Source organism: uncultured Paracoccus sp., from assembly GCF_945915435.1.
GTDB lineage: Bacteria > Pseudomonadota > Alphaproteobacteria > Rhodobacterales > Rhodobacteraceae > Paracoccus.
Window position 1 is genome coordinate 1 of record NZ_CAMEFG010000069.1, and the last position, 13,400, is coordinate 13,400.

The window sequence follows — 13,400 nt, forward strand, 5'->3', positions numbered from 1 at the left end:
CATTCACGCCGTTTACGTTGCCCCTTCACGGGGCGGCGCCGAACCAGACTGCGCATAAGCAGGAACTGGAAGAGGGTATCAATCGGGTTGCGAGAGAGCTGGATCAGTCCAAAGCCGATCAATCCGCCGTTGAGGCGGTCGCGGACGAGGTTGCCGCCAAGGCCGACCAGGCTGATCTTGATGCTCTTGCGGGCGAATCTCAGGCTCAGGCCGAGGACATGGATCGCCGTGTTCCGCAGCGTGATGCCGATGGCCCGGCGTTCCCCATCGCCGCAATCGGAGGCGATGCCGTGATCCGCTACGACGGCGGCGTCGATTACGATCCGTCCGAGCGGATGATGCGCCTCTATCAGGTCGGCGAGGTGGACCGCCGATTGCCGCAACGGGTTGCACCTGCCGGTGCCACGCCACTTGCCGCCCTCGGCGGAGACCTTGCCCTCTGGCACGACGGTAAGGGCCTCGGCTACATCCCGTCTCCCGACCAGCGGGCCGACTACGGCATCCCGAAGGTGGCTGCCAGCGGCGGCTATCCGATCTGGGGCATTGGCCCGGACGTGATGCTGGCCGCCAACGCTGCCGGCGAGATCGACATGGCACCCTCGCAGCGCACGGTCGACCAGATCGCAGCCAGGCTGCCGCCGCTGCCCACACCGGACACAACCCCGCCTGCCGTCTATGGTCAGGAGACCCTGCGCCGGATGCGCGCCAGGATCGCGGCCTTGCGGCAGGGACAGGCCGGGGCACGGCTGCGGGTGCTGCTGATCGGAGATAGCTGGGTCGCCCTCAACCCGTTTCGCGCGGGCGTTGCGGCGGTGCTGACGCGCGAGCATGAGCTGATCGGCGAGGGCTGGCTTTCGGCCAACACCGGTTACGGCCGTCTGACCGGCGCGGGTCATACTGCATCGTCGGGCTGGACCGTCATAGACGGCACCGGGGGCGGTCGTATCTGGGGTGATAGCCCGGACGGGCAGAGCATCGGGACAGATGAGGCGGGACAGACCATCACCTGGACCAATCTGCGCTGCACCCGTTTCTCGATCTATGCCCTCGAAAACGGTGGCACCTGGCGCTATCGCGTCGATAGCGGCGCATGGACCGAGGTGACTGATGCGACCGGTGGGGCGCTCAATCGGGTCGAGATCACGGGACTGGCCGATGCCAATCATACGATCGAGATCGAGAGCGTCAGCGGCACCGTGGCGATGGGTGGCTATTTCATGGCCCGCGATGGCGTGTCCGGCGTCGAGATCAGCCGCTTTGGTGACGGTGCCTCGACCGCCCGCGTCCATCAGGCCTACCTGCCCCGGCAGGCGCAGGTCATGGCGGATGAGCCGCCCGATCTGATCATCACCCACCTGGGCGGCAACGACTCGCGGCAACCTGATCCCAATGGCAGCCCGGAATCCTATGTCCGGTATATGACCGATCTGTTGGCCGAGGCCCGCGCGATCCAGCCCGACGTCAGCGCGATCCACCAGATCCCACCACGAAACGGGATGGCGGTGCAGCGCCCGACGACAGTCTACCGCGATGCCATTCATGCGGCCGACCTCGGCACGGCCTATTTGAGCCTGACCGAGCATTACGACGCCTTCCCACAGGCCGATGCACTTGGCCTGTGGGTCGACCTTGTTCATCCCAGCTTCCTGGGGGGGCGGATGATCGGGGACCTCCTCAACGACCTCTTGATAAGGATCTGACCATGCCGACTGTCACCTACCTGCGCGCCCGCGCCGAAAGCCTGCCGACCGGCGGCCATCCCCCCGTCGCGGCCTATACGCAACCGCACGATCCGGGCCTGCTGGCCACCTATATGATGACCGGGGGCGTCGGTCTGGCAACGCGCAACTATGCCGCCGGTGCATCGGACGGAACCCTGATCGGGGTGCCGGAGGAGCCGGGCCGCTACCTGCGGTTCGGCCCCAGCTGTTACGTTGAAACCGGCGTCCCCGAGATCCTGGGCGGGTCCATGATGGCAATCGGCCGGAAAACGCCCGGCGGGTCCATGCTCCCGGCCTTTATCGGATCGGGGCGCGGTGTCGAGAATGCGGGTGTTGCTGTATTCGGCGGATCGACCAACCTGGTGTTGCAGGTCCAGACAGTGGATGGGCGCGAGCAAATCGCCCTGACGACGGACCAAAGCGAATGGTTCCTGATGGCGGCTATCATCCCCCCGACAGGCGGGGGCTATGTGCTGCACAACCTGACCGCAGGTCAGAGCGCGACCTACTCCGGCACCGAGAACCGCGTGAACACCGGCGATGAGACGATGCTGATCGGCGGCCTCTATACGACGCCCCACGCATGGGAGGGCGATATGCTGTTGGCCACGATCAGCGCGACCGTCTGGGACGCCGGCCAGTTGGCCGATCAGGCTGCATGGGCACGAAGCTATGCGGCGGATTTCGGCGTGGCGGTCTGATAAGCGAAACGCCCCGCCGGGGGAACCGGACGGGGCGGCAGGCAAACAGCGATACTCGATAACCACGCTCACAACCTATCCTTGTGCAGGTTTATATCCATAGGCAGTTTTGCCTATCCGGCCTGTCCTTTTGTGCAGCCCTGCCGAACCGACCTGTCCTTTTATACAGCCCCGCCATCGCGCGGCTTTCTCTCATGGGGGAGGGGTTCATGCAGCACGAACTCGTGCGCGGAGTAGGGAACTCCATCGTGCTGCATGAAACGTCAGTATAGCGCCTTCGATCTGCCAGCGCACCGACTTTCTCAACCTGTTCCGCCACGCCACCGCGCGGGGCTTTTTACTGCACGAGGGCCTGATGGGCGACAAATTTGCGCAGCACCTTGACCAGATGATCACATGGGCCATCGCGACCGTCCTCGGTGGCGTTGTGGGCGGTATTAGCTGGCTGGTGCGGCGGGTGTTTACCAATCACAAGCAGATCGAGATGCTCCAGCGCGATCTGGCGGCGCGAGAAAAGCAGCGCGACGAGGATCGCGCCCAAGTCGCCGATATCAAGCGCAGCGTCGATCGCATCGAGGGATGGATCGTCACCGGCAAGGCCCCGGTCCAGCATCATACCGACAAGACCATCCCGCCGCGCTGATCAGCCCGAGGTCGGAATTCCGACCGCGCTCGATGTGGTGATTCCCATATCGGCCAGCACCACCCTTTCGGCCAGCAATAGTTGACCGAAACACCGATTTCCAACCCGCGCGAGCCCCGCCTCGTCGCGGGCTTTTTCATGAGGAAATGCCATGAGTTTCACAACCCACCATGCCGGGCCGGTCCTCGACCTGATCGGCAAATACGAGAGCCGCGGAGATTACGATATCGTATACGGCGGCATCCCGGTCAGCCTGCGCCCGCAGAAGTTGACGGCCATGAGCATCGCCCAGGTGCAGGAATGGCAGAACAATGTCGTCGCGCGCGGTGCGGACAGTTCCGCCGCCGGGAAATACCAGATCATCCGCAAGACGCTGGCCGCGATCATCCAGCAGACCGGCATCAGCACGGCCCGGAAATTTGACGCGGCAACGCAGGATGAGATGGCCATGCATCTGCTGCGGGGCAGGGGGTTCCAGCGGTTTCTGGATGGCCAGATCGACTCCGAGGACATGGCGCTGGCGCTGGCCAAGGAGTGGGCTTCCCTGCCTGTCCCTCGCGATATGCGGGGCGCATCCCGGCAGATCAAGGCGGGCCAGTCCTATTATGCGGGGGACGGCCTCAACAAGGCCCATGCGACCGTTGCCGAGGTGGAGCGGGCACTGGCCATCGCTCGTGAGCGGTATCGCGCACCTGTCCCGCCGGCATCTCAAGCACCCGATCCCGACATGACGCCCGTGATGGTCATCGCCGCGGTGGCCGTCGCCATTCTCGTTTACTTCACCATCTGAAAGGATAACCCATGCTCAAAGGTGCAATCGCCCTGGCCATCCGCTACATCCTCTACGCCCTGTCCGGGGCGCTGGTGGCTGCGGGGGTCGCACAACTCACCGGCCCGGATAACATCTGCCTCTCTATCTCTGCCGCTGCCGACTGGACTGCTGGCGGTCTGGCGCTGCTTCTGGGTGGCGGGGCCACGTTCGGGGTCACCGCGATCTGGTCGCGCATCGTCAAGCGCATCGGTGGCGTGACATGACCTGGCTTACAGCAGGGGCGGCCTATGCCCGCCCTTGTCGCCCTCGGGGTGATGGTTGTGATCGGCGGGACCAAGGACTAGGATCTGCGCGCCGCCGGCGATATGAACGAACACCAGTGCGGATTTATGCCGCGCTGGTGTTCATGCGATAGCAGCGCGCATTGGGCCGTTGTCCTAGGCGTTACCGCTTGGCTTCCACATTCTGTTCAAGCCGCGTGAGGTATTCATTTACGACCGAATCCATATTGTCCTGCAACCAGTTCGCCATGTCTACTTCTTGGTCAAAAATTCTTTCAAGAACGCTCACGGCCTCAGTGTCTCCGAGCCTTCGCGCCGTAGCGATCAATATCTGATAGCTCGCTATCTCCATATGCTCGAAAGAATAGCTGAACAAACCTCCCTTCACGACCTCATCCGATGCGGTCATGCCGCTCATACCCTGAGCAAAGGCCATCATTCGACCGGTCGCGTCCTTGATCATGGAGGACCCGGTCGAATATCGCTCCAACAGCCCTTCGAGAGCGGCAACCTGCGATTCCGTTTCCTGTATGTGCTGCTCTATGCGGGCCTTGAGCGCGGGATAATTTTCAATTCTGCCCGCCTGGCTGCCAAGCATTGTCAACGCTTGCTTTTCTGCCGCATGTGCGTCGCGCAGCCATTCCACAAATGTGTCGCGGATCTGTTCCATTCCGAGCTTCCTCCTGATTGATTTGATGCGACCAGCCTTGTCGTTCATCACTGGATAGGCCGGGTGAACAAGCCAAGACGCTGTTTGTTCCCGGTTGATCGGCGGGAGATAATCAGGGAACCCGTTACATCCGCGTGACGTTAGGCGCGCAGGGGTGATGCGGGAGGGTCCGGGAACATCCAGGCCCGTCGCTTGTTGCAAGGCTCCGACATTTTCGTCGGCGAACTTTATTGACAGGAGAACACCGATGTTCATGCGCGTGGACAGACTGATCACCGAACTGCCCGCTCCGAAACGCAAGGATCCCAACGCCGCCGCTGCATTGCAGGAACTGCTGGGCGGCAAATATGGCGAGATGTCGACGCTTGGAAACTACATGTTCCAAAGCTTCAATTTCCGCAGCAAGAGCAAGCTGCGCCCGTTCTACAGTCTGGTCGCCTCGATCACCGCCGAAGAACTTGCCCATGTCGAACTCGTCAGCAACGGGGTTGCAATGCTGAACAACGGCCCTGACGAGCCGGGCCGGGATGACGCCGATGGCGGTGATATTTCCTCGTCGCCGCAAGAGGCGATGAAGAATATCCGCCTTGCCGCGGGCTTTCTGTCTCACGCAGGCGGGGGTGTGCCGGTGAATTCGCAGGGCGTGCCCTGGAACAACGATTTCATTACCACCACCGGAAACGTCATCTTTGACCTTCTGCACAACTTCCATCTGGAATGCGGGGCGCGCCTGCACAAATTGCGCGTCTACGAGACGCTGTCGGATCCGACCGGCCGCGAGGTCTGCGGCTATCTTCTGGTCAGGGGGTCGGTGCATGCGCATGCCTATGCGCTGGCGCTGAAGAAACTGACCGGGGTCGATATCGAAAAGATGCTGCCTACGCCCAATATCCCGCTGGCCAAGGTGCCGGAATGCCAGAAATATCTGCAAGAGGGATCACATCGCCGCCTTTATACCTGGAGCGAGCAGGACTACGGGGAAATCGCCGGGGTGTGGTCGAACGATGAGGCCGCCTTGCCGGGCGATCCGCCGGGTGAACTGGAGGTCGTCGAAGGTATGCCCGAGGGCGGCAAGATACAGGAACTGGTGGGAGAGCCGAACGTCTTCACCCCGGATTACGCGCCGGAAGAAATGTTCGACATCGCCCGCAAGCTCTATGAGGCGTCGCGGTGAGCTGATGACATGCCGTTGTCAATCGGGATGCCCCTTATCGGGGCACCGTCTTAATCAAGGTAGTGAGGCGACGCGCCAACGGTTCCGGGCGGGACGCCTGACGAGCCTGATATTGGTGGCACCCAGGCTGGTTAAACGTAGGTTATGAGAACTCCTTGGACATACCGGCCACAGGAACCTGCTCAACCGGATTGGGAAGATAATCCTGTGAGCAACTCAATGGCGTGGGCTTCCGATACTTTTGTTAATGGGTGGTGCAAGAATGAAGAGCACTGGACATTTCGGGCAACGAAGCTGCTTTGGACCGAGTGCAAATGTTGCCTCACAATTCGCGGTATACTGGTGGGGTTGGCGGCAGGGTTAGCGATCGGCGCGGCGCTCTTTTGAGCGACCGTAGCTTTGGTGCGCCTAGTGGAGGAAAGTTCCCGATAAGCTACCGCCTGTTCGCCGTCCCGCAAGAGCATTGGGTGATCCGTCGCCGCAAGTGTTCCCAAACCCCCGGTTTGTTCTGGTATAAACCGGCCAGTTTCGGAATTTTATTGGAAACATCAACCCGTTATAGATCAACCTCATAGGGCTGATGTAGTCTCGTTTACACCGAAGATGTCGGGGGTTCGAGCCCCTCACCACCCGCCAGATGCGCAAGGCGCCAAGGACCGCTTGGCGCCTTTTTCATTGTGTTGCCAATATCTTTTCATCATGGCCGGGATGGTGCTTTTGCGGCAGCGGCTGCTCCTTGTGACAGGCCCTCGTCAACCGCGCCAGGCCAGCAGGCGCTTTTCGACCAGTCCGATCAGCCAGGCGACGGTCAGGCCCAGCATGGAAAGGATCATCACCCCGGCGATCAACTGCCCCAGGGCGTAATTCGCACCGGCAAAGAGGATATAGGCACCCACGCCGTTCTGTGCGCCGATCATCTCGGCCGCGATCAGCAGCACGATGCAGATCGACGAGGAAATCCGCATTCCCGACAGGATCGACGGCGCGGCGCCCGGCAGGATGATCTTGCGCACGATGGCCCAGCGGGACAGGCCGAAGCTTTGCCCCATGCGGATCAACCCGCGATCCACGTTGTCCACTCCGGCAAGGGTGTTGATGACGGTGGGGAAGAAGGCGCCGAACAGGATGGTGGCGACCTTGGAACCTTCGCCCACCACGCCGAACCAGACGATGAACAGCGGCAGCAAGGCGATCTTGGGCACCGGAAACAGGGCCGCGACCAGCGGACCGGCGCCGCCCCGAACAGAGCGGCTCAGCCCCATTGCCAGCCCGACCGTGATCCCGGCAAGGGACCCGAAGAACCACCCCATTCCCAGCCGGTAGAGCGAGGCGCCGAGGTGGTCCCAGATCCTGCCGGTGACGAACAGGTCGCGGAAGGCGGCAAGCACGTCCTGCGGCGGCGGCAGCGCGATCGGGCTGATCCAGCCGCGCGCGCTGCCGAGCCACCACAGGCCAAGCAGCGCGATCATCACCACCAGCCCGACCCAGCGGCGCGGGCGGGTGGCATAGCCGCCGCCACGGAAAGGAACGTCAGGCATTGGCGATCTCCCTGTCGGCGGCTTCGGCCTCGTCGCGCATCATTTCCCACAACCGGCGTTGCAGCAGCGCCAGTTCGTCGATGCGGGCGGCGCGTTCCTCCAGCGGGATGTCGACCTCGACGATCTCGCGCACCTGTCCGGGGCGGCGCGACAGGATGACGATGGCGTGACCCATCCGCACCGCCTCTGCCAGGTTATGGGTGACATAGACCGCCGAGAAGGGCTGACGCGCCCACAGGGCGACCAGGTCGTCCATCAGCAATTCGCGCGTCTGCGCATCCAGCGCCGAGAGCGGCTCATCCATCAGCAGGACCTCGGGTGAAACCGCCAGCGCCCGCGCGATGGCGACTCGCTGGCGCATGCCGCCCGAAAGCTGGCGCGGCAGGGCATCGGCGAAATCCGACAGCCGGGTGCGGGCCAGCACATCGGCGATGATCGCCTCGCGCCGGGCGCGGGGCAGGTTGTGGCCTTCCAGCACCAGCGACACGTTCCCCGCCGCCGTCCGCCAGGGCAGCAGCGCGAAATCCTGGAAGATGTAGGTCAGCGGGTTGAGGCTGTCGGGGCTGGCCGCGCCGTCCATGCGGACGCGGCCCTTGTCGGGGCGTTCCAGCCCGCCGATCATGCGCAGCAGCGTCGATTTACCGCAGCCGGACGGCCCGATCAGGCAGATGATGCGGCCCGGCTGCACCGTCAGGCTGACATCGCGCAGCACCTCGGTCTCGCCGTAGTGATGCGAGATATTCTCGACGCCCAGCCGCATGGGTCAGTTGCTTTCGACGAATTGCGAATCGACCAGCATGTCCGTGGTGATGCTTTCGGGCACCAGCCCCTCGGACTGGAACCAATTGAGCTGGTCCTCGACCGAGGCCACGTTCAGCGCCGCGCCGGGCGCGATTTCCATCGCGCCGACCTCGATCCGGGCGGCGACCTCGTCGGCGGGGGTGTCGGTGTGGACGTATTTGTGGATCATCGCCACCACCTCGGCCCGGTCCGCATCGTCGGTCGAGCGCGCCACCAGGGCGGCGTTGTAATCCTCGACCCCTTTCGAGAAGGCGGCCAGGAAGTTGCGCACGCTGTCGGGGTTGTCCTGGATGCGACGGGACGAGGTGAAGACCGTCGTCACCTGGTAGCCGGGGATGCAGTCGGCGACCCTGCCGATCTCGACCGCGTTGCCGGCCTCGACCAGCGGATCGGCGATGTTGGGCACGACGCCCCATGCATCGATCTGGTTCGTCGTCAGCGCGGCGGCGACGGCAGGCACGGCGTTCAGGGGCACCACCTGGATGTCGGAGGGATCGGCCCCGCCGCATTCAGCTGCCTTGCTGGCCATGTAATGAAAGGACGAGCCCGGCGTCGTCACGCCGAAACGCTTGCCCGCCGCGCCCGACAGGTCGGTCAGCCCGGCGTCATGGGCGGCGTTCGAAACGATGTATTTCTGGCCCTCGATACCGGGCACTTCGTGCAGCGCGCCGCCGATCACCTTGACCGCGCCCTTTTCGGACAGGCTGATGAGGCCGCCGGTGATGGCGGTGATGCCGAAATCCACGTCGCCCGCGGCGATCGCCACCGCCATGGGCTGCGCGGCCTGGAACATGATCAGTTCGACCTCCAGCCCCTCGTCGGTGAAATAGCCCCGCTCGTCCGCGATGATCGAGGGCGCATGCGACACCAGCGACAAAAGCCCCACGCGGACCTTGTCGTCCTGTGCCTGCGCGGCGAAGGGCAGGGCGCTGACAGAGGCGCAAAGCGCAAGGGCGGCAAGGCTGCGGCGGCTGAGGCTGGACATGATGGCGTTTCCCTGTTGAACCCTGATGAACGGCGTGACACGGTCGGGGAAACAGGCAGCCGCCCCGGCCCGCCGTCAGCTTTGGAGGCGGTCTTGCGCGGTGTCAAGCTTTCCGGCCCCGCGCGGTATGGCCGAAAAGCCGCGATCCGGCGGGATTTCCGTTGACTTTGCGCGTCGAATCCCTCATAGCACCGCGACTGGCCGGGCGGAGACGCATTCGGCCGTTGGATATTTGCAACTCATCCATGTCAAGGATGCGCTGTCCGAAGGCGGGCTTGTCCCCAAACATCTGCCCCGCGGGGCAGGGGCCGCAGGACGCGGAAGAAAAGGAAAGACGGAATGTTCGCAGTTCTGAAGACGGGCGGCAAACAGTATCGGGTCAAATCCGGTGATGTGCTGCGCGTTGAAAAGCTGGCCGCCGAGGCCGGTGACAAGGTTCAGTTCAACGAGGTGCTGATGATCGGCTCGACCGTCGGCGCCCCCCTGGTCGACGGCGCCGCCGTCCAGGCCGAGGTGATCGACAACATCAAGGCCGACAAGGTCATCACCTATGTCAAGCGCCGCCGCAAGCACAGCTCGCAGCGCACGCGCGGGCATCGCCAGCAACTGACCCTGGTGCGCATCACCGACCTGCTTGAAAAAGGCGCGGGCAAGACCGATGTGAAGGCTGCGGTCGGCGCACGTTCCAAAACTGAAGCTCCGGCGGAAGCCGCCCCGGCCAAGGAGGACTAAGAGTCATGGCACATAAGAAAGCAGGCGGTTCGTCCCGCAACGGTCGCGATTCGGCAGGCCGCCGTCTTGGCGTCAAACTGTTCGGCGGCCAGCAGGCCATCGCCGGAAACATCATCGTTCGCCAGCGCGGCACCACCTGGTGGCCGGGCACGAATGTCGGCATGGGCCGCGATCACACCCTGTTCGCGTTGACCGATGGCAGCGTGCAGTTCCGCAAGGGACTCAAGGGACGGACCTATATTTCGGTCCTTCCGGCGGAAGCGGCCGAATAAGCCGATTTGTAACACGACGGTGTTAAGGGGGGATCGGCCAAGGCCGGTCCCCTTGCATTTGGGGGGCATGATTTCCATGATCATGGTGGAGAGGGTAATTCCATGAACGATTTCACCGAGCCGGTGCTGGATTCCCAGCCCGTGATCGAGACCGAGCGGTTTCTGCTGCGCCCGCTGCGCAAATCCGATGCGGGCATGATCGCGCATTATACCGAGGACAAGAGGGTGGCCGAAGGAACCAGGTCCATTCCCCACCCTCTGCCCCCCGGTGCGACGGAATCCTATGTCGCCCGCGCGATGGCGCAAAACCGGGTCGAAGATGTCTGGGCCATCGACGGTTCGGCCAACAACCTGGCGGAACTCTTGGGCGTCGTGTCGCTGACACGGCTCGAAGACGATCGTTCCGAGCTTGGCTTCTGGGTCGGCGCGGGGTTCTGGAACACCGGATTCGCGACCGAGGCGGTCGCGGCGCTCGTCGCCGCCAACCCCCATCACGCCCGCACCCTGTTTGCCGAGGCGTTCCAGGACAGCCCCGGCTCGGCTCGGGTGCTGACGAATTGCGGCTTTTCCTATCTGGGCGATGCGGAAAGCTGGTCGGTCGCACGCAATGCGCGGGTGCCGACCTGGACCTATCTGCGCAAGATGGGCTGAGGGCGCCTAGCGGCGCAGGGTCACGCTGTTGGTGGCGCCGGTGATGACCACCTCGCGAATCGTGGCCAGCGCCTCATGCGGCAGGGTGATGCCGGTGGTGATACGGTCCGCCGGGTTCTGCGCCGGTGCTGCCGCCGCATAGGTGTTTTCTGGGGGCGGCATGCCCACCAGCCGCAGCCGCAACACGCCGAATTCGTCGCCGTGGATGCGGCCCTCGGGCATCGGCAGTTCGGTGATCAGCGCCGCGTTCCACCAGCCCTTGGTGTTGGGCAAGCCCTCGACGATCAGCATGCGGCCTTCGTAAAGCGGCTCCCACCGGGCCGAAGCGATATGGGCGACGGGCAGGCGGGCATCGGCCCGCGCAGACGGATAGCCGCCATCGGGTGTCAGCGTGGTCTGCTGGCTGCTGCCCGAGCCGAACCATTTGAACGGGTTGAGGCCGCTGCTTGCGCTGCCCACACCGCCGCTGCCGATGCCGCGCCCGCAGCCTGCCAGCGCCAGACTTGCACAGGTCAGAATGGCCAAGGTTTTCATCTGCATGTCAGGCTGCCCGTTCATCATCGCGTTTCATTGCTGCATTGATAGGGCAACTGGCGCTTGCGGGAAAGCCTCTTTGACCTTGGCCCGTTGCGGGATTATCTGTGCCCTGCAAAGCAGGAAAGAGATTGCCGATGGCCACCCCCGCATTCGAAGATATCGCCGAAACCTTCGACTTTCTGGAGGATTGGGAAGACCGCTATCGCCATGTGATCGAACTTGGCAAGGCGATGCCGCCGATGGACCCGGCCTTGCAGGTGCCCGCCACCAAGGTCGAGGGCTGCGCCAGCCAGGTCTGGATCATGCCGATGATCGAGGGGCAACGCTTCGATTTCCAGGGTGACAGCGATGCGCTGATCGTGCGCGGGCTGATCGCGGTGCTGCATGCGCTTTATTCCGGCGTTCCTGTGGCCGAGGTGGCGGGTATCGACGCCCATGCCGAACTTGGCCGCCTTGGGCTGGACAGCCACCTTTCGGCGCAGCGTTCGAACGGGTTGCGCGCGATGGTCGAGCGTATCCGGGTGCTTGCCGCCGCCTGAACTCAGCCGCCGCGGCGGTGGGTGATCCAGCCGCCGCCCAGGACCCGCGTGCTGTCGGGCTGGTAGAAGACGCAGGCCTGCCCGGCGCTGACGCCTTCCTCGGGGTCCAGCAACTCGACCTCGGCCCGGCCATTGCCCAGGGGGCGCAGGATCGCCGGGCGCGGCGGGCGGGTCGAGCGGATGCGTGCCAGGATCGGCATTTCCCGGTCCGGGGCCGCATCGCCCAGCCAGTTCATTTCGGTGATGGGAACGGTGCGGGTGCGCAGCGCCTCTTTCGGGCCGACGACGACCCGGCGGGTCTCGGGGTCCAGCCGCACGACATAGAGCGGCTCTTCCAGCCCGCCGATGCCAAGCCCGCGCCGCTGCCCGATCGTGTAATGGATGACGCCGTGATGGCTGCCCAGGGGGCGGCCGTCCATGTCCACGATCTCACCCGGTTCGGCGGCGCCGGGGCGCAGCTTTTCGATCACGCTTGCATAATTGCCGTTGGGCACGAAGCAGATGTCCTGGCTGTCCGGCTTGTCGGCGACGGACAGGCCGAAGCTTGCCGCCATCTCGCGGGTTTCGGCCTTGCTGGCCAGACCGCCAAGCGGAAAGCGCAGGAATTCAAGCTGTTCCTGCGTGGTCGAGAACAGGAAATAGCTTTGGTCGCGCATTGCATCGGCGGCCATGTGCAACTCGGCCCCGAAAGGCCCGGCCTCGCGGCGGATGTAATGGCCGGTCGCCATGCAATCGGCGTCCAACTCGCGCGCGGTTTCCAGAAGGTCGCGGAACTTCACCCTTTCGTTGCAGCGGATGCAGGGAACGGGGGTCGCGCCGGCCAGATAGGCGTCGGCGAATTCCTCGATCACCGATTCGCGGAACTTGTTTTCGTAATCAAGGACATAATGCGGGAATCCCACCCGCTCGGCCACCCGGCGGGCGTCGTGGATGTCCTGCCCGGCGCAGCAGGCGCCCTTCTTGGCCAGCGCCGCGCCGTGGTCGTAAAGTTGCAGCGTCACCCCGATCACGTCATAGCCTTGCGCGGCAAGACTGGCCGCGACGACCGAACTGTCCACGCCCCCCGACATCGCGACGACCACCCGCGTCTGCGCGGGCGGTTTGGCGAAGCCAAGCGAGTTAAAGGCGGCATCCTGCGCGGTCTTGCGCAAGGTCTGGGTCGGGGCTGTCATGGATCTTCTCTGCATGGGATGGCCGTGAACGCGGGACGGCACAAGAAAATAATAGGGAAAACCCTATCTATTCTCAAGGGCAGGGGCGGCATTTTCGACCAGCGGCTTCACCGCGGGTTAAGACATTTCGGCCAGAAGGAACCTATCAAGAACGGTGGCGTGAATGTTTCTGAAAAAGACCGAAGGACCGCGAACGGTCACCCTGCCCGAC

At 63.7% G+C, this 13,400-nt stretch carries 15 protein-coding genes and 1 pseudogene; 10 read left to right on the forward strand and 6 right to left on the reverse strand.

Annotated features, from left to right (window positions below; all coding sequences use genetic code 11):
- The 5 genes from Q0O97_RS16625 to Q0O97_RS16645 form a co-directional block, all read left to right on the forward strand.
- A partial coding sequence (locus Q0O97_RS16625) for an SGNH/GDSL hydrolase family protein (protein ID WP_294931999.1) occupies window positions 1-1,700 on the forward strand: 1,700 nt, incomplete at its 5' end.
- A gap of 2 nt (window positions 1,701-1,702) precedes the next feature.
- On the forward strand, window positions 1,703-2,422 hold the full coding sequence (locus Q0O97_RS16630; protein WP_294932001.1) for a hypothetical protein: 720 nt from the start codon (window positions 1,703-1,705) through the stop codon (window positions 2,420-2,422).
- Between the two features lie 355 nt (window positions 2,423-2,777).
- Window positions 2,778-3,065, forward strand: coding sequence for a hypothetical protein (locus tag Q0O97_RS16635; RefSeq protein ID WP_294932004.1), 288 nt, complete (start codon window positions 2,778-2,780; stop codon window positions 3,063-3,065).
- Window positions 3,066-3,216: 151 nt separating this feature from the next.
- The gene (locus tag Q0O97_RS16640; protein ID WP_294932007.1) at window positions 3,217-3,855 is read left to right on the forward strand and encodes a hypothetical protein; all 639 of its coding nucleotides are present in this window, start codon (window positions 3,217-3,219) and stop codon (window positions 3,853-3,855) included.
- An 11-nt stretch (window positions 3,856-3,866) separates the two neighbouring features.
- The gene (locus Q0O97_RS16645) at window positions 3,867-4,100 is read left to right on the forward strand and encodes a hypothetical protein (protein WP_294932010.1); all 234 of its coding nucleotides are present in this window, start codon (window positions 3,867-3,869) and stop codon (window positions 4,098-4,100) included.
- Between the two features lie 181 nt (window positions 4,101-4,281).
- Here the strand turns inward: Q0O97_RS16645 and Q0O97_RS16650 are convergent, their stop codons facing one another.
- Window positions 4,282-4,788 carry a ferritin-like domain-containing protein gene (locus tag Q0O97_RS16650; protein ID WP_294932013.1) on the reverse strand — a complete coding sequence of 169 codons (507 nt, stop codon included), beginning with the start codon at window positions 4,786-4,788 and terminating at the stop codon, window positions 4,282-4,284.
- A 253-nt stretch (window positions 4,789-5,041) separates the two neighbouring features.
- Between Q0O97_RS16650 and Q0O97_RS16655 the strand changes: the two genes are divergently transcribed.
- Window positions 5,042-5,962, forward strand: coding sequence for a manganese catalase family protein (locus Q0O97_RS16655; RefSeq protein WP_294932016.1), 921 nt, complete (start codon window positions 5,042-5,044; stop codon window positions 5,960-5,962).
- 752 nt (window positions 5,963-6,714) lie between these two features.
- Here the strand turns inward: Q0O97_RS16655 and Q0O97_RS16660 are convergent.
- From Q0O97_RS16660 to Q0O97_RS16670, 3 genes are read right to left on the reverse strand one after another with little or no spacing between them, the layout of a single operon-like run.
- Complete coding sequence (locus Q0O97_RS16660) at window positions 6,715-7,500, reverse strand: ABC transporter permease (protein WP_294932019.1); 786 nt, start codon at window positions 7,498-7,500, stop codon at window positions 6,715-6,717.
- The gene (locus Q0O97_RS16665) at window positions 7,493-8,260 is read right to left on the reverse strand and encodes an ABC transporter ATP-binding protein (protein WP_294932022.1); all 768 of its coding nucleotides are present in this window, start codon (window positions 8,258-8,260) and stop codon (window positions 7,493-7,495) included. Before Q0O97_RS16665 ends, Q0O97_RS16660 begins: the two co-directional genes overlap by 8 nt.
- 3 nt (window positions 8,261-8,263) lie before the next feature.
- Window positions 8,264-9,286, reverse strand: a complete 1,023-nt coding sequence (locus Q0O97_RS16670; protein ID WP_294932024.1) for an ABC transporter substrate-binding protein — start codon at window positions 9,284-9,286, stop codon at window positions 8,264-8,266.
- A 339-nt stretch (window positions 9,287-9,625) separates the two neighbouring features.
- Between Q0O97_RS16670 and rplU the strand changes: the two are divergent.
- The 3 genes and pseudogenes from rplU to Q0O97_RS16685 form a co-directional block, all read left to right on the forward strand.
- Window positions 9,626-10,006 (forward strand): annotated as a pseudogene (gene rplU, locus Q0O97_RS16675) (50S ribosomal protein L21); the annotation flags it as partial.
- A gap of 17 nt (window positions 10,007-10,023) precedes the next feature.
- Window positions 10,024-10,290: a 50S ribosomal protein L27 gene (gene rpmA / locus Q0O97_RS16680; protein WP_294932030.1), complete on the forward strand. Its 267-nt coding sequence runs from the start codon at window positions 10,024-10,026 to the stop codon at window positions 10,288-10,290.
- Between the two features lie 102 nt (window positions 10,291-10,392).
- Entirely contained in the window at window positions 10,393-10,941 is a 549-nt protein-coding gene (locus tag Q0O97_RS16685) for a GNAT family N-acetyltransferase (protein ID WP_294932033.1), read from the forward strand.
- A 6-nt stretch (window positions 10,942-10,947) separates the two neighbouring features.
- Here the strand turns inward: Q0O97_RS16685 and Q0O97_RS16690 are convergent, their stop codons facing one another.
- Window positions 10,948-11,481: a hypothetical protein gene (locus Q0O97_RS16690; RefSeq protein ID WP_294932036.1), complete on the reverse strand. Its 534-nt coding sequence runs from the start codon at window positions 11,479-11,481 to the stop codon at window positions 10,948-10,950.
- A 131-nt stretch (window positions 11,482-11,612) separates the two neighbouring features.
- On the opposite strand from Q0O97_RS16690, the gene Q0O97_RS16695 reads away from it, so the two are divergent.
- Window positions 11,613-12,017 (forward strand): SufE family protein, encoded by a 405-nt coding sequence (locus Q0O97_RS16695; protein ID WP_294932039.1) that lies wholly within the window; start codon window positions 11,613-11,615, stop codon window positions 12,015-12,017.
- Window positions 12,018-12,019: 2 nt separating this feature from the next.
- On the opposite strand, the gene mnmA is transcribed toward Q0O97_RS16695, so the two are convergent.
- Window positions 12,020-13,189 carry a tRNA 2-thiouridine(34) synthase MnmA gene (gene mnmA, locus Q0O97_RS16700; protein ID WP_294932041.1) on the reverse strand — a complete coding sequence of 390 codons (1,170 nt, stop codon included), beginning with the start codon at window positions 13,187-13,189 and terminating at the stop codon, window positions 12,020-12,022.
- Window positions 13,190-13,400: the final 211 nt, after the last annotated feature.

What these genes read in the sequence shown, in the direction of transcription:
- Q0O97_RS16630 (WP_294932001.1), top strand. Translation starts at nt 1,703, where the DNA reads ATGCCGACTGTCACCTACCTGCGCGCCCGCGCCGAAAGCCTGCCGACC.
- Q0O97_RS16635 (WP_294932004.1), top strand. Translation starts at nt 2,778, where the DNA reads ATGGGCGACAAATTTGCGCAGCACCTTGACCAGATGATCACATGGGCC.
- Q0O97_RS16640 (WP_294932007.1), top strand. Translation starts at nt 3,217, where the DNA reads ATGAGTTTCACAACCCACCATGCCGGGCCGGTCCTCGACCTGATCGGC.
- Q0O97_RS16645 (WP_294932010.1), top strand. Translation starts at nt 3,867, where the DNA reads ATGCTCAAAGGTGCAATCGCCCTGGCCATCCGCTACATCCTCTACGCC.
- Q0O97_RS16650 (WP_294932013.1), bottom strand. Translation starts at nt 4,788, where the DNA reads ATGGAACAGATCCGCGACACATTTGTGGAATGGCTGCGCGACGCACAT.
- Q0O97_RS16655 (WP_294932016.1), top strand. Translation starts at nt 5,042, where the DNA reads ATGCGCGTGGACAGACTGATCACCGAACTGCCCGCTCCGAAACGCAAG.
- Q0O97_RS16660 (WP_294932019.1), bottom strand. Translation starts at nt 7,500, where the DNA reads ATGCCTGACGTTCCTTTCCGTGGCGGCGGCTATGCCACCCGCCCGCGC.
- Q0O97_RS16665 (WP_294932022.1), bottom strand. Translation starts at nt 8,260, where the DNA reads ATGCGGCTGGGCGTCGAGAATATCTCGCATCACTACGGCGAGACCGAG.
- Q0O97_RS16670 (WP_294932024.1), bottom strand. Translation starts at nt 9,286, where the DNA reads ATGTCCAGCCTCAGCCGCCGCAGCCTTGCCGCCCTTGCGCTTTGCGCC.
- rpmA (WP_294932030.1), top strand. Translation starts at nt 10,024, where the DNA reads ATGGCACATAAGAAAGCAGGCGGTTCGTCCCGCAACGGTCGCGATTCG.
- Q0O97_RS16685 (WP_294932033.1), top strand. Translation starts at nt 10,393, where the DNA reads ATGAACGATTTCACCGAGCCGGTGCTGGATTCCCAGCCCGTGATCGAG.
- Q0O97_RS16690 (WP_294932036.1), bottom strand. Translation starts at nt 11,481, where the DNA reads ATGCAGATGAAAACCTTGGCCATTCTGACCTGTGCAAGTCTGGCGCTG.
- Q0O97_RS16695 (WP_294932039.1), top strand. Translation starts at nt 11,613, where the DNA reads ATGGCCACCCCCGCATTCGAAGATATCGCCGAAACCTTCGACTTTCTG.
- mnmA (WP_294932041.1), bottom strand. Translation starts at nt 13,189, where the DNA reads ATGACAGCCCCGACCCAGACCTTGCGCAAGACCGCGCAGGATGCCGCC.